The following is a 14,409-nucleotide window of genomic DNA, read 5'->3' as shown; positions in this document are numbered from 1 at the left end:
TTTATTTAAGCATTAAAAGAGATATGTAAATATTTATAATTTACATAAACTATACTTAGAAATTTAATTTTGGAATTCTATTATATGTTTTTTTAAATTTTGATTTATTATTTTTTATTTAGGAAAAATTTATTTATTATTTAAGAAATTTAGAGTTTCATTCAGTGATTTTTCGGCTAAAATCTTAAAATAATAAGAAAAAAATAAAGAGATTACTTTATAATGTTATTAATATAGATTACTCCAATATTTTAATGAAATTGAAATTTTTAATTATCTTATCTTGCATTACATTTTATTTAAAAAAATTATATGCTTTAGTAATGATTAAAAAACTTGTTTTAATTATGAAAAGTGCCATACCAAAAAGGTTTGGCAAAGTAAGTTTTATTTTTGATTATACATCAAGATGTTTAACATCTTTTGCATGGGTTTGAATATATTCTCTTCGTGGTTCTACCTCATCACCCATAAAGAGTGAGAATACATCACTTGCTTCCATTTCATCATTAATTTCTACGCGGATTAGGCGACGATTTTCTGGTGTCATTGTTGTTTCCCAAAGTTGCTCTGGGTTCATCTCACCTAAACCTTTATAACGCTGGATTTCTGCACCCTTTTTACTACTTTCTTCTACTTCTTCTAAAGCTATTAGAGGATCTTTACCATTTAGAAAATCTAATTCTCTCTCTTTAATTTTACTATATACAAAATGTGCTTCTTCAAAAAGAGGATGTGAAAATAACTCATCATCAATCTTAACATCTGCTAAGCCTGAACTTGTTTGCACATAAAGTTGTATTTTTTCTTCATCTACGATTTCATTTAAAATATTGAAATTCAAACTCTCAATTTTTTCTTTGACTTTTGTGTAAAGTTCCTCATTTTTAAGTCCTAAAAAGTCAGAATTTTCAATTAAAAACTTTACAATATCAATAAATGGAAATCTTTTTTCTAAAGAACTTAAAACATTTCTATAATGAGAAACTATCTTAAAAAATTCTATTAAATCCTTAGTTCCAATTCCTAAAAATTCAAAATTTTCAATACCATTTTCTATCAAATATGCTGATAATGCTTTTTCATCTTTTAGATAAATTTCTTTTTTAGCCTTTTTAAAACGATAAAGAGGAGGTTGGGCAATATATAAATATCCTGCTTCAATAATACCTTTTAAGTATCTAAAGAAGAAAGTCATTAAAAGTGTTTGGATATGGCTACCATCTACATCAGCATCTGTCATAATAATGATTTTATTGTAGCGAATCTTAGAAATATCAAAATCTTCTCCTATTCCACATCCTAAAGCGGTAATAAGATTTTTAATTTCTTCGCTTTTTAGGATTTTATCAAGCCTACTTTTTTCTACATTTAAAATTTTTCCTCTTAAAGGTAAAATTGCTTGATACACTCTATCACGCCCTTGTTTTGCAGAACCACCCGCAGAATCACCCTCTACTAAATAAAGTTCGCTAATGCTTGGATCTTTACTTTGGCAATCTGCTAACTTTCCTGGTAATGTGCCAACACTAAAAGTTTCTTTTTTTCTTGTGAGTTCTCTTGCTTTTTTAGCAGCTTCTCTTCCTCTTGCTGCAAGGAGAGCTTTTTGCATAATTGCTTTTGCTTCGTTTGGATTTTCTTCAAAGAATTTTGCTAGTTTTTCATAGGTAAGCTTTTGCACGATAGGGCGGACAAAAGAACTTCCTAATTTTCCTTTTGTTTGCCCTTCAAATTGAGGATCTACTACTTTTGTAGAAACTACTGCAATAAGTCCTTCTCTAATATCATCTCCTGTGATTTTAGAGTCTTTTTCTCTTGCATTTGCATTTGCTTCAATATAGTTTGTAATTGCTCTAGTAAGTCCTGCTCTAAATCCTGCTTCATGTGTTCCACCATCAATAGTTCTAATATTATTTACAAAGCTTAATACTTTCTCATCAAAACTATCATTATAAGCTAGAGCAATTTGCACTTCGGTATTACTTTCATTCCCTTCAAAACTAATAATTGTAGAGATAAGTTGTTTTTTGTTTAAATCTTCTACAAATTGGTTTAATCCACCTTCAAAATGATAAATTTCATTAAATCCATCGCGTTCATCTTTAAAATGGATAGTAATTTGTCTATTTAAATAAGCGAGTTCTTTAAATCTTTTACTTAAAATTTCTCTTTGAAAATTTGTAACTTCAAAAATACTATCATCAGGAATAAATTCAATGGTAGTTCCATTTTGCTTTGTTGTGCCTATTATGTTTAATTCATCTTGGGGAATACCTTGTGCAAAGTTTTGTTCATAGACATTTCCATTTTTATGGATTGTCATTTTAAGACTTTTTGAGAGTGCATTAACGACAGATACACCTACACCATGCAAACCACCAGAAACTTTATAAGTATCTTGATCAAATTTACCACCAGCATGAAGCACAGTTAAAACAACAGTTGCTGCAGGAATATTTTCTGTTGGGTGGATATCAACTGGAATACCACGCCCATTATCTTTAATAATCGCACTTCCATTTTTAGTTAAAGTAATGTGGATTGTATCACAATATCCTGCCATAGCCTCATCAATAGAGTTATCTACAACTTCATAAATTAAATGGTGTAGTCCATTAATATTTGTATCCCCAATATACATTCCAGGGCGTTTTCTAACGGCTTCTAAGCCTTTTAAAACTTTAATACTACTTCCAGCGTATTCTTTTTCCATTTCTTTCCTTAAAAGAGTTTCTTAACTTATAAAATAATAGGCATAATAACTGTTGAAAAATTTTCACTTTTTAAGACAAAAGGTGCATTTTTTTCATTTAAACACCAAGTGAATTCCATTGTATCAATTTGATTTAAAAAGTCCATTACATGACGGGAATTAATACCTAAAATAATTTCTTCTGCAATGGGTAATTCTATTTCTACTTCTGTAGATGCTTCTAAGTTATCACTGCTTAGAGATTCAAAAAGAATTTGATGGGATTTAAAGGTTAATTTCACATCATTAGTGATAGAGTTAATAAGCTTAATTCCTTCAATAATTTTTGCTTTTGGAACAGAGAATTCTACTAAAGTTTCTTTTGGGATAATTCTCTCATAATCTGGGAATTTTCCATTGATTAAATGGGTAAAGAAAATGTAATTTTTAGATTTTATAATGAGTTCTTTTTCATTATAGTAGAGTTCTATTTGATCAAAGAAGAGTTTTTGAATTTCTGTTATAGCTCTTTTTGGGACGATAAGAGCTAGTTTGTTTCCTGATGGATTGTCAAATTTTACAATAGAAAGTCTTTTAGTATCTGTTGCTACAAAATTATAAGAATATTCTTTAATATCTAAAAGTGCTCCTGTTAATTCTCTTTTTGGATTGTTTGTATCAATAACAGGAAAAATCTTTTTCATAGAAGAGATAAGTTCTATTGCATTCACTTCTAATTTTGATAAGTTTTCTAAGCTTGGGAATTCTGGAAATTCTTGTGCATTAAACATAGGTAATTTAAAAGAACTCTTATTTTGTTTAATGATAAGATTTTCATCTTTAGTGTGTAAGGAAACTTCACCTTCTTTTAATCTTTTAATAATATCTAGGATTTGTTTTCCATTAACGGTTGCTATTCCTTGTTCTATGATGTTTAAGTTTTGTGTTGTAGCTAAAAGTCCCATTTCAAAATCTGTCGCTCTAAAGATTAATTCATTGTCTTTAGTTTCTAAATAAATATGGGAAGTGATTTGGCTAGAGTCTTTTTTATCTAAAAAAGGTTGCAAATTGGTTAAGATATTATCTAAAACACTATTAGAAATGTTAATGTTCATGGAATTCCCTTTATTAATAAATAAATTTAGTAGTATTAGTAGGGGGTGTGCAATGTTGAAAAACTGCTTTAAGTCCCTTAAATACTTTGATGTAAATGTGAAATTATATAAAAACTTATTCACATTTATTCACAATTTTAGCAAAAATATGTTTTTAATGAGGTTAAATTTTTATACATTAATGCACAATTTTACTTTTTAGTTCTTCTAAAGTTAATTTAAAGCTTTCATTACTTTTTAAATCTTGTTCTATATTTTTCATAGCTTTACTTACAGAGCTATGATCTTTCATACCAAAAAAGTTTGCTAAAGTTGGCATAGAATTTGGTGTAAGATTTCTTGCAAGATAGATAATAATTCTTCTTGCAGTTACAATGTTTTTAGAGCGGTTTTTACTCTTAATTTCTGAAGGTTTGATGTTAAAATATTTTGAAACCACTTCTACGATATTTTCTAATGAAATATTTTCTTTTGTTTCTTTAATATATTCTTTTAAAATATCTTTTACAAAATCTACTTTTACTTCTTGAATATTTGTAACATTAATAGAAAAATTGAGTTTGGTTAAAACACCTTCAATTTCTCTAATGTTATCGTTAATATGTGCAGCAATGTAGTGAATTACATCATTATCTAAAGAGATTCCATCAAATTCACATTTTGTGCGAATAATGTTGATTTTTGTTTCTAATTCTGGAGGTTGTATATCTGCTAGAAGTCCTGATTTAAAGCGTGTTTTTAATCTTTCTTCTAATCCATCCATATTTTTAGGAGGTCTATCGGAAGTTAATACGATTTGTTTGTTGTTTTCTTTTAATTCATTAAAAGTGTGAAAAAACTCTTCTTGAATTTGATATTTTCCACTTAAAAATTGAATATCGTCAATAAGTAGATAATCACAAGCACGGTATTTTTCTCTAAAGCGATCCATTGTAGAGTTTCTAACATGCAACATAAAATCGTTTAAAAATTGCTCACTTGTAGTATAAATCACATTTTTACCCACGGCTACATTTGCATTTCCTATGGCATTTAGAAGATGTGTTTTGCCAAGTCCAGTGTTGCCATAGATTAAAAGAGGATTGTATTTTGTGCTTTGATTGTTTGCTACGATTTTTGCTACTTCACAAGCATATTTATTGGAATTTCCCATAATAAAGGAATTAAAAGTAAAAGAAGGATTGAGATTGCTTGTTTGTTGCACCTTTTTTTGAATATTTTTGATTTCTTGTTTTTTAGAGGGTGTGAAAACTTCAATAATCACTTCAGGCTTTATTCCATTTGTAATTTCAAAAAGATGTGCGATTTTTTGTGCATATTTTGTCTTAATCCAGCTAGCTACAAAAACATTAGGTGCATTAAATACTACTCTATCATCGCGAGAGTATTTTTCGTTAAAAGTAAGTTGGTTAATGTAATTATCATATTCAAAAGGTGTGATTTCTTTTTTGAGTTGTAATAAGATAGAGTGCAATTTTAGCCCCTTTTAGAAGTTATTCACATTTTATTCACGGGGTGTGAATAAAGTTTATTGTAGATTTTATCCGAAGATAACTAAAAAATTACTATAATTTCAAATCTTTTAATGGATAGGAAAAGAATGAATATTTTAGGCATAGATCCTGGAAGTCGGAATTGTGGATATGCAGTTTTAGAATTAGATAAGGGTAAAATAAAACTCATAGAAGCAGGACTTATTAAAATAAAAGAAAGAATTTTGCAACACCAAATTTTAGAATTTGTAGAGGGGATTGATTTAGTATTAAAAAACCATAGAATAGATTGTGTGGCGATTGAAGATATGTTTTATGCTTATAATCCCCAAAGTGTTATTAAATTAGCACAATTTAGAGGTGCTTTGAGTTTAAAGATTTTACAAGAGCTTGGAAATTTTGCAGAATACACTCCTTTACAAGTTAAAAAGGCTTTAACAGGGAATGGAAAAGCTACAAAAGAGCAGGTGGCTTTTATGGTAAAGAGGCTTTTAGGGATTAAAGGAGAGATAAAACCTCTTGATATTACAGATGCGATTGCGATTGCGATTACCCATTCGCAAAGATTAAAATTACAAATTAAATAAGGAATGAAATGGAAATTACACTTTTAAATTACACGGATTTGAAAATTTGTTCCCATGCGATTAGAACTTGTTGGCAAAGTTTTGAAAAGGGCGATAATGGCGGAGAAAAGGATATTGAACTTATAGATAGAGTAGGGAATAAATTTAAACATGCTTCTACGCTAGAACATTTAAATTATAATTTTTATATTCAAGGGATTAGTAGAGCTTGTTTGCAAGAATTAGCAAGACATAGAATGGCGTCTTTATCGGTTAAAAGTAGTCGCTATACTTTAAAAGAGTTAAAAGAAGAAGAATCTTTTTTACCTTTTTGTGAAGATAATCTAAATAGGGCTAAAAAATTTTTGGTTTTTACAGAAAATCAAGCAGTAAATGAAGCTTCTTTAATGGCATTAGAAAATTTACGCAAACTTTTAATTGTGAATATTAGCAATGATTTAGCAAAATTTGCAATGCCAGAGTCTTACAAAACGGAGCTAACTTGGAGTATTAATGCAAGAAGTTTGCAAAATTTTCTAGCTTTAAGAAGTTCTAAATCTGCTTTATGGGAGATTAGAATTTTAGCTAAAAATATTTATGAAAAATTACCACAAGAACATCAATTTATTTTTGAAAATTGTATTGCTAAGGAGAGTGAATAATGAAATTTTTTAAAGTTTTATTTCTTGGATTTTTGTTTTTAGGTTCTGTATTTGCAAATGATTTAAAAGAGGGTGAGGATTATATTGTTTTATCTAAACCTATCAAAAATATGGAAAATAGTGTGATTGAACTTTTTAATATTGGTTGTCCGCATTGTGCGTATTATCATAAAGAAGTTTTGCCATTGCTTTTAGAATTGCTTCCAGAAAATGTTGAATTTTATCCAGCACATATGAAAACAAATGTGCGTTTTCATACACAAATTAGCGAATTTTTAGCAGTAGCTCTCATTAAAGATAAAAAAGAGGGTAAAGATATAAAATCTAAAAATACAAGCTATAAGATGTTATTAGATAATTATTTTGCTATTTTTCATGGTAAAAGTTCTCAAAAAATAAATAATGAAGAAGATTTAACAAAGCTTAGTTTAGAAATCTTAAAATTAGAAGCTAAAGAATATAAAACTTTACTAAAATCTAAAGAGGTTAAAGAATTGTTAGAATTTTGGGATAGTCTTTTAGAATATGCAAGTATTCAAGGTGTGCCTAGCTTTATTGTCAAGGGTAAATATATGATAAAGGCACAAAATATTGAAGGTGTAGAGGATTTAATCTATAAAATAGATGTTTTAAAAGAGCAAAAATGAGAATTGATAAATATCTAAATGCTGTAAATATCGTAAAACGCAGAGCAATTGCACAAGATATGATTGAAAATAAGGTTGTAAAAATCGCAGGTGTAAGTGTAAAAGCTAGTAGAGATGTAAAAGTGGGCGATGTGATTGAGATTGCATTTTTAGAAAAATCAAGATTTTTTCAAGTATTGCAAATTCCAGAAGTTAAAAATGTAAAGAAAAATGAATCCCATTTATTTTATAAAGAAATAGAAAATTAAAAGGGGTAGAAAGTGATTTATTGTGCAGGAGAGATTGAAAGTTTTCCTTTTGCAAAGAGTATTGGTGTAGGATTAGTGCAGAGTGCTATTAATCTTACCCATTCTATTTATAGAGATAAACCTGATGAAATTATTTTTATAGGGACTTGTGGAAGCTATGATAGAAATCAAAAACTTTTAGAAATTTTTGAAACACAGAGTGCAAGTAATATAGAATTATCTTTTTTGGAAAAAAAGTCTTATACACCTTTAGATAATTTTATTTGTTTAGAAAAACAAAATGTTTCACATGAAACATTGCTTAACCAAAATCAAAAAATAGTGAATTGTAGCAACTATATAAGCACGGATGAAAGTTTAGCACAAATTATGGTAAAACTAGGAATTTTATATGAAAATATGGAATTTTTTAGTATTTTACAAGTAGCGAAAAATTTTGAAATTCCAGCTTTTGGAATATTTTGTGTCACAAACCATATCCATAAAGATTCTCAAAAAGAGTTTTTTTCAAACCATAATGAAGCAAAAAAAAGATTAGAAAATTATATTAAAGAAAATTATAGGGAAAAATTCTATGTCTAAGAAAAATATTTATTCTTTTACACAAGAGGAACTTATAAAAGAGTTAGTAGAAAATCCTATTAAACAATTTCCAAGCTTTAGAGCAAAGCAAATTTACCATTGGCTTTATACAAAATATGAAGATGATTTCTCAAAAATGGAAAATTTACCCAAAGAATTAAGAGAGTTTTTAAAGGATAATTATACAAGTAATGCGGTAGAAATTGCTAGAAAAGAGGAATCTAGTGATGGAAGCGTGAAATATCTTTTTAAAACTTTAGATAATCTAACTTATGAAGCTGTATTTTTAAAAATGAAAGAGGATAAATTTACTTTTTGTCTTTCTTCACAAATTGGTTGTAAAGTGGGTTGCAGTTTTTGCCTCACTGCTAAAGGTGGATTTGTAAGAAATTTAAGTATAGGAGAGATGGTTTATCAAGTAGTGGCTATCAAAAAAGATCAAAATATCCCTTCTAATAAAGCAGTAAATATTGTGTATATGGGCATGGGAGAACCTCTTGATAATTTAGAGAGTGTGAAAGGTTGTATTAGTATCTTATCCGAGCTTGATGGGCTTAGTATTTCAGCAAGACGCCAAACAATTTCTACAAGCGGTATTGCACCAAAAATCAAAAAACTTGGTGCATTGAATTTAGGTGTGCAACTTGCAATCTCACTCCATGCTGTTGATGATAAATTAAGAACCGAATTAATGCCTATTAATAAAGCATATAATATTCAAGCGATTATTGATGAGGTAAGGACATTTCCTATTGATAGTAGAAAGCATGTGATGTTTGAATATCTTATGATAGATGGCTTAAATGATGGGTTAGAAAGTGCTAAAAAGCTTGTAGCACTTTTGAATAAAATTAAAGCAAAAGTAAATCTTATTTATTTTAATCCACATGAAGGAAGCATTTATAAACGCCCTAGTAAAGAAAAAGTGGAGGCTTTTAGAGAGTTTTTATTAAAAAAAGGGCTTTTATGCACGATTAGAGAAAGTAAGGGGTTAGATATATCAGCAGCATGCGGACAACTACGCGAAAAAGAACTTCATAATTAAAAATCTAAATTGTCACTGTATGCAAATATAGAATATTTGCATGGCAATTTAATGATTTTACATTTAAGGTTATTCTCTTTAGATTGACACATTTTGCTTAGCTTCTCGTTTGCAATGACAGAATAGAGTGTCATTGCGAGAGCCTTTAGACTTTAGCGATTTATTACTCTATATCGTCATTGCGAGGCGATGTAATCGCCGATGGTAATCTAATAAAAACATTAAAAGTTTAAAATTCTTTTCTTATCATTCTAAAGGCTTTAGTTAAAGTTTCTCTAAATGAAATTTAAAATAAAAAAGAAACTCTCATTAAAAGATTAAATAATAAAATATCCTTCAATCAATCTTTTAATAAAAAATAATTACTAAATTCTCTAAACAAAGAAGAATATTTAAATAAATATCAATATAACAAACAATTCCCATCACAAACAAACATAAAGTATTTGTATAGCAATCTATTACCCTCTATGTCAATGCGAGAGTTCGTAGAACTCGTGGCAATCCAATAAATTAGTTTGATAGTTTATTCTTTTTTAGATTGCCATGGATTTTTCAAATCTTAGCAGTAATATTCTGTTTTCATATTTAAAAGATATTTCGCTTATACTCAATATAATAGCAATGGGATTAATATTTAAAAGTAGAACATTAATATAATAAAAAATTTTCAGATAATATAATAGCCATAATAATTTATCAAATATAATTATCTAAATAAAATCATTATGAAGTTTATTATAATAGAATTTATTTCTATAAGAAGTTTTATAAATATGGTATTATTTTATTGCTAAAAGTGCAGACTTTTTATTTTTTATAAATTTAAATATCTGCAAAATTGATAAAAATAATTAATGTAAGGACAAAAAATGATAAATAGAGAAGATTTAATCCATAATTCTTTATTCCAAGAAAGATATATTAAGGAAAATATTGGTTGGTATTTTTCTTATTTATGTGGTAAAAGAGGCTTTGCAAGGATTTTTAAAATCCCTTATGCGACATTTCTAAGAAGATTTTATCTAAAAAGGTATTTTGAAAAAAGAGTATTAGGAGCGGGGGGGGGGGGTATAAAATAGATATTCCCTATTTAGAAATAGTCCTTACTACAAAATGCACGATGCGATGTGAATCGTGCAATAATTTAATGCAATACTTTTCTTCTTCTAATCAATATACTTGCTCCCTAGAGGGTATTATTAATAGTCTTGAAACTTTACTAAGTAAAGTGGATAGGATTATAAGAGTTAGAATTATGGGTGGAGAGCCTTTGCTTTTTAAAGATTTACCAAAATTGATTGATTATTTAGAGGATAAAAAGCAGATTTTAACTTTTGATATTTTAACAAATGCTACAATTGATTTTAAAGATGAACTTGTAGAAAGATTTAAAAAATCTAAAAAGGCTAGAAAAATTAGCATTTCAGATTATAGAAGTTCCCCAAATCTTAAAGTGCCTCTTAAGCAGGATAGCATTATTAAAAAGTTAAAAGAGAATAATATCGCTTATTCTTATAATACAATAGGTTATTGGTATGATATAGATAAGATTTATAAAAGAGGCAGAAGCAAAGAAGAAATTATTAAAAATTACCATAATTGTAGAATGTCTTGTGTGAGCTTAATGAGCCAAGAGGGTTAAAAGATATAAGTTTAGCACCAAAAGGAGCTATTTTTGTATGTCCTATTGCAAGTTCTTTATCGCGTTTAAAAGGATTAGAAGAATTTAAAGGAGATTTTATCAATCTAGAAGATAGTAAAGAAAGATTTTTAGAGTTTTATGCACAAGATTTTTATAAATCTTGTGATTATTGTAGAGATTTTAGCCAACCTATGAAAAAAATTCCCATTGGCATTCAAACAAAAAAGGTTTTACAACTAGAGAAAGATTAAGAGAGAAATATAGTTGCACCTTGTTATTAAAAAGAAAATACAAATTTAATATAAACATATTTTTTGTCTATATTAATAAAAAATATTATATAATAGAAACATTAAGGATATAATATGATTAGAAAAATTGAAATAGCAGGTTTATATTCATTTGGTCAAGAAATTCAAGTTGTAGATTTTACAGCTAAACCAAAAAGCAAATTAAAAAATACAAAATATGAGTATAATTTTAGTCTTTCTCAAAATGATAAGCCCATGAAATCAGCAGTTTTTTTTGGACAAAATACAAGTGGGAAAACTAATTTATTTGTAGGCATTAAAATTTTACTTAATATTATACGATATGGTTTTTCACATACTCTAAGAGAGCATTTAACGAGTAATATCTTTAATAAAAATTCAAAGACTATTAAACTTAGTATTGAATTATCAGATAATAAGAATAATATTTTTGTATATGGTATAGAGTTTGATAGAGAATATATATTGAAAGAATATTTTATCAAAAACAATAAAGATATTTATAATTTTTCTAATGAAAAAGCTCAATTTAATCTTGGTATAAAAAATATTGATGGGAGTTTAGATGAGCTATTTTCAAGAAAATTGAGTGAGAATATTTTTTATTTTTTGAAAGATTTTGAAATGTCTCAGCGTAATGATTTTATAAAACTCATAGACAATATTGAGGTTTATATGAGTAGTAATTATTCTAAACACTATATTTTTGATTTTGAAGAATATAAGAAAGATTATTTTTTAGCACATAAAGAAAATATTCTAGATGTTTTTCAATTACTAGATAAAACAATTAGTGATTTTGAATTTGAAGAATATAAGAAAGATGATAAAAATACTTATAGAATCTTCTTCATTCGCAATGACAAAAGATTTAGTTATCAATCTGAATCAGAAGGTATTAAAAAAATTGTAAATTTTGCTGATAAAATTACTCAAATTATAGAAAATGATAAAATTATTTTTATAGATGAATTTGATTCGTCTATAAGCACTTTAGCATTAATTCGTATTTTTAATAATCTTATTAATACAGAAGAAAATGCTAAAGGTCAATTAATTGTTTCATCACATAATGTTTTATTATTTGATATAAGCTTTTTAAATTCACAACAAATATTTTTAGTTCAAAAAGACCAAAATCTAGAAAGCAAGATAAGAACATATTATGAATATGATATTAGAAGCGAAAAGAAAAAAGCATATATTGACTATTTAAAAGGGCTTTATGATGAATAGGAGAGAAAATAAGAAGATAAAGCCTAATATACAAATTTGGTGTGAAGGTAAAACAGAGGAAGAATATTTTAAATCTTTATTAAGAGAAATAAGATATGAAAATATCCATATAAGCATAAAAAATTTAAAAAATAAAAATTCTTATAAAAATATATTTATTGATATAAAAAGAGAGCCTTATCCTGATAAGCTTATAATTGTGATAGATTTAGATAGGGCAAAAAATGACAACAATGAACTAAAATATTTAAAAAATCTTATTAGCGAGATAAAAAAATCAAAAGGTAATATAAAAATATTTTTAACACTTGATAATTTTGAGGATTGGCTGAGATTTCACTTTAAAGATAATAGTAAAAATAGTAAAGAGAGTTTTTACAAAAAGTTAGGATACAGTGATGCAAAGAGTTTTAAAGCATCTACTAAAGATTTATATTATCAAATTTTAGATAAGGGTGGGAATATAAAAAATGCAGAGAATTATTTTCAAAATATAGAGTGTTTTTATAATAATGAATATATTATAAATGAGAATAGTCTTCACTTCGTTCAAAGTAATTTATATCTTTTTAGAGCATTTATTGAAAAAATAAATCAATAAATGTTTAATTTATAGTAGAGTTTTATTTCTACACACAAAATCCAAAAAAGCTCAAAAATCCTAAGAATAAGTTTTGATACAACAATAAGTGCTATAATCTAAGTATTATTAAAAATAATAAAGGATATTTATGCAATATAGACAATTAGGTAATAGCGGACAAATGATACCAGCAATGATGTTAGGCACAGCTACATTTGGAGGTAGCACAGAATTTTTTAAAAGATGGGGGCAAACAAACTTACAAGAGGCCAAAGAGCTTATTAAAACTTGTATGGATTATGGTTGTAATGCTTTTGATACAGCAGATTGTTATTCTTTAGGAGATTCAGAAAAGATTTTAGGAGAGGCATTAAAAGATTATAAAAGAGAAGATGTTTTTATCTCTACAAAGACAGGACAACCACTAAGCGAAAATCCAAATGATATAGGCACTTCAAGAGCAAAAATTTTAAAAAGTGTAGATGAGAGCTTGAAGCGATTAAAAAGTGATTATATTGATTTGTATTATTTGCATTGTTATGATGCAAAAACTCCTCATTTAGAAGCTTTACAAACTTTAAATGACTTAGTGCGTGTAGGGAAAATTAGATATTTTGGTATTAGTAATTATTCAGCATGGCATTTGATGAAGATGTTAAAAATCGCAGATGAATACAAACTACAAAGACCAGTAGCACAGCAAGTTTATTATTCTTTAGCAGCAAGGGATATAGAAAATGAGCTTATGCCTTTAGCATTGGAAGAAAAGATTGGCACTTTTGTATGGAGTCCGCTAAGTGGAGCTATGCTTACAGGAAAAATCACAAGAAATGTAAAAAATATTGAAAGTTCTAGGCTAAATGCTGGAGGTGCGTGGGATATGGATATGGAGCATCTTTATAATATTACAGATGTATTAGAAATCATTACAAAGGAAAGTGGATATAGTTTCGCACAAATCTCTTTAGCATGGGTTCTAAGTCGTCCTAGCATTAGCGGATTAATCATCGGAGCAAAAAACACTACACAACTAAAAGACAATTTAAAAGCCTCTTCAATCACGCTAGATACTAAGCATATACAAATGCTAGATCGTGCAAGTCAAACAAAACTCCCTTACCCTTATTGGCTTCAAAGAAGTAGTGTAGAAGCTCGTGATCCTTATCCTGTAGCTAGATACTAAAAAGTTTAAGATTTCTTTATTATAAACTTGATAAAGAAATCTTTCAATTTTCTATTATCTTTATTAACTAAAAGCAAATAATTGAACTTTAATTTATTATTACTAAGATACTTTTTTATTTGCAAATCTTTTATAAAAGATTAATACAATTTTTTCATTATCATCACATACAAATACAAAGTATTTGTATGGCAGTCTAATAAAAAATATTAAAAGTTTAATCTCTTTTATCATTCTAAAGACTTTAGATAAGCTTCTCTAAATGAATTTCTAAAATAAAAAAATTTTTAAATTATTTAAATAATAAATAAATTTTTCCTAAATAAAAAATAATAAATCAAAATTTAAAAAAACATATAATAGAATTCCAAAATTAAATTTCTAAGTATAGTTTATGTAAATTATAAATATTTACATATCTCTTTTAATGCTTAAATAAA

At 27.2% G+C, this 14,409-nt stretch carries 15 protein-coding genes; 12 read left to right on the top strand and 3 right to left on the bottom strand.

All coding sequences use genetic code 11. The features are described from left to right. Positions 1-397: 397 nt before the first annotated feature. From gyrB to dnaA, 3 genes are all read right to left on the bottom strand, one after another. Positions 398-2,713 (bottom strand): DNA topoisomerase (ATP-hydrolyzing) subunit B, encoded by a 2,316-nt coding sequence (gyrB, locus tag B6S12_RS09640; RefSeq protein ID WP_111230579.1) that lies wholly within the window; start codon positions 2,711-2,713, stop codon positions 398-400. A 26-nt stretch (positions 2,714-2,739) separates the two neighbouring features. Further along, entirely contained in the window at positions 2,740-3,807 is a 1,068-nt protein-coding gene (dnaN, locus tag B6S12_RS09635; protein WP_111230578.1) for a DNA polymerase III subunit beta, read from the bottom strand. 178 nt (positions 3,808-3,985) lie between these two features. Continuing rightward, positions 3,986-5,281, bottom strand: a complete 1,296-nt coding sequence (dnaA, locus tag B6S12_RS09630; protein WP_111230577.1) for a chromosomal replication initiator protein DnaA — start codon at positions 5,279-5,281, stop codon at positions 3,986-3,988. A 126-nt stretch (positions 5,282-5,407) separates the two neighbouring features. Between dnaA and ruvC the strand changes: the two genes are divergently transcribed. The 12 genes from ruvC (at position 5,408) to B6S12_RS09580 (ending at position 13,969) form a co-directional block, all read left to right on the top strand. Continuing rightward, complete coding sequence (gene ruvC / locus B6S12_RS09625) at positions 5,408-5,887, top strand: crossover junction endodeoxyribonuclease RuvC (protein ID WP_111230576.1); 480 nt, start codon at positions 5,408-5,410, stop codon at positions 5,885-5,887. Between the two features lie 8 nt (positions 5,888-5,895). Next, positions 5,896-6,528, top strand: coding sequence for an FAD-dependent thymidylate synthase (thyX, locus tag B6S12_RS09620; RefSeq protein WP_111230575.1), 633 nt, complete (start codon positions 5,896-5,898; stop codon positions 6,526-6,528). Continuing rightward, positions 6,528-7,175 (top strand): thioredoxin domain-containing protein, encoded by a 648-nt coding sequence (locus tag B6S12_RS09615; protein WP_111230574.1) that lies wholly within the window; start codon positions 6,528-6,530, stop codon positions 7,173-7,175. The genes thyX and B6S12_RS09615 overlap by 1 nt, the downstream gene beginning before the upstream one ends. Beyond that, positions 7,172-7,423: an RNA-binding S4 domain-containing protein gene (locus B6S12_RS09610; RefSeq protein ID WP_111230573.1), complete on the top strand. Its 252-nt coding sequence runs from the start codon at positions 7,172-7,174 to the stop codon at positions 7,421-7,423. Before B6S12_RS09615 ends, B6S12_RS09610 begins: the two co-directional genes overlap by 4 nt. A 12-nt stretch (positions 7,424-7,435) precedes the next feature. Further along, positions 7,436-8,005, top strand: coding sequence for a nucleoside phosphorylase-I family protein (locus B6S12_RS09605; protein WP_111230572.1), 570 nt, complete (start codon positions 7,436-7,438; stop codon positions 8,003-8,005). Next, positions 7,998-9,050: a dual-specificity RNA methyltransferase RlmN gene (rlmN, locus tag B6S12_RS09600; protein ID WP_111230571.1), complete on the top strand. Its 1,053-nt coding sequence runs from the start codon at positions 7,998-8,000 to the stop codon at positions 9,048-9,050. Before B6S12_RS09605 ends, rlmN begins: the two co-directional genes overlap by 8 nt. Before the next feature lie 872 nt (positions 9,051-9,922). Continuing rightward, complete coding sequence (locus tag B6S12_RS11555) at positions 9,923-10,132, top strand: hypothetical protein (RefSeq protein WP_245892648.1); 210 nt, start codon at positions 9,923-9,925, stop codon at positions 10,130-10,132. Between the two features lie 41 nt (positions 10,133-10,173). Beyond that, positions 10,174-10,695: a radical SAM family protein gene (locus B6S12_RS11550; protein ID WP_245892647.1), complete on the top strand. Its 522-nt coding sequence runs from the start codon at positions 10,174-10,176 to the stop codon at positions 10,693-10,695. Next, positions 10,665-10,946 (top strand): thioredoxin domain-containing protein, encoded by a 282-nt coding sequence (locus B6S12_RS11545; RefSeq protein ID WP_245892646.1) that lies wholly within the window; start codon positions 10,665-10,667, stop codon positions 10,944-10,946. The genes B6S12_RS11550 and B6S12_RS11545 overlap by 31 nt, the downstream gene beginning before the upstream one ends. Before the next feature lie 114 nt (positions 10,947-11,060). Further along, positions 11,061-12,203, top strand: a complete 1,143-nt coding sequence (locus tag B6S12_RS09590) for an AAA family ATPase (protein ID WP_111230570.1) — start codon at positions 11,061-11,063, stop codon at positions 12,201-12,203. Beyond that, entirely contained in the window at positions 12,193-12,804 is a 612-nt protein-coding gene (locus B6S12_RS09585; RefSeq protein WP_181451029.1) for an RloB domain-containing protein, read from the top strand. Before B6S12_RS09590 ends, B6S12_RS09585 begins: the two co-directional genes overlap by 11 nt. Before the next feature lie 130 nt (positions 12,805-12,934). Then, complete coding sequence (locus B6S12_RS09580; protein WP_111230568.1) at positions 12,935-13,969, top strand: aldo/keto reductase; 1,035 nt, start codon at positions 12,935-12,937, stop codon at positions 13,967-13,969. The last annotated feature ends 440 nt before the right edge of the window (positions 13,970-14,409 follow it).

The sequence above is a fragment of the Helicobacter valdiviensis genome (genome assembly GCF_003245365.1).
GTDB lineage: Bacteria > Campylobacterota > Campylobacteria > Campylobacterales > Helicobacteraceae > Helicobacter_D > Helicobacter_D valdiviensis.
Note: the sequence above shows the minus strand (reverse complement) of the source record. Positions and strands in the feature narration are given on the sequence as shown.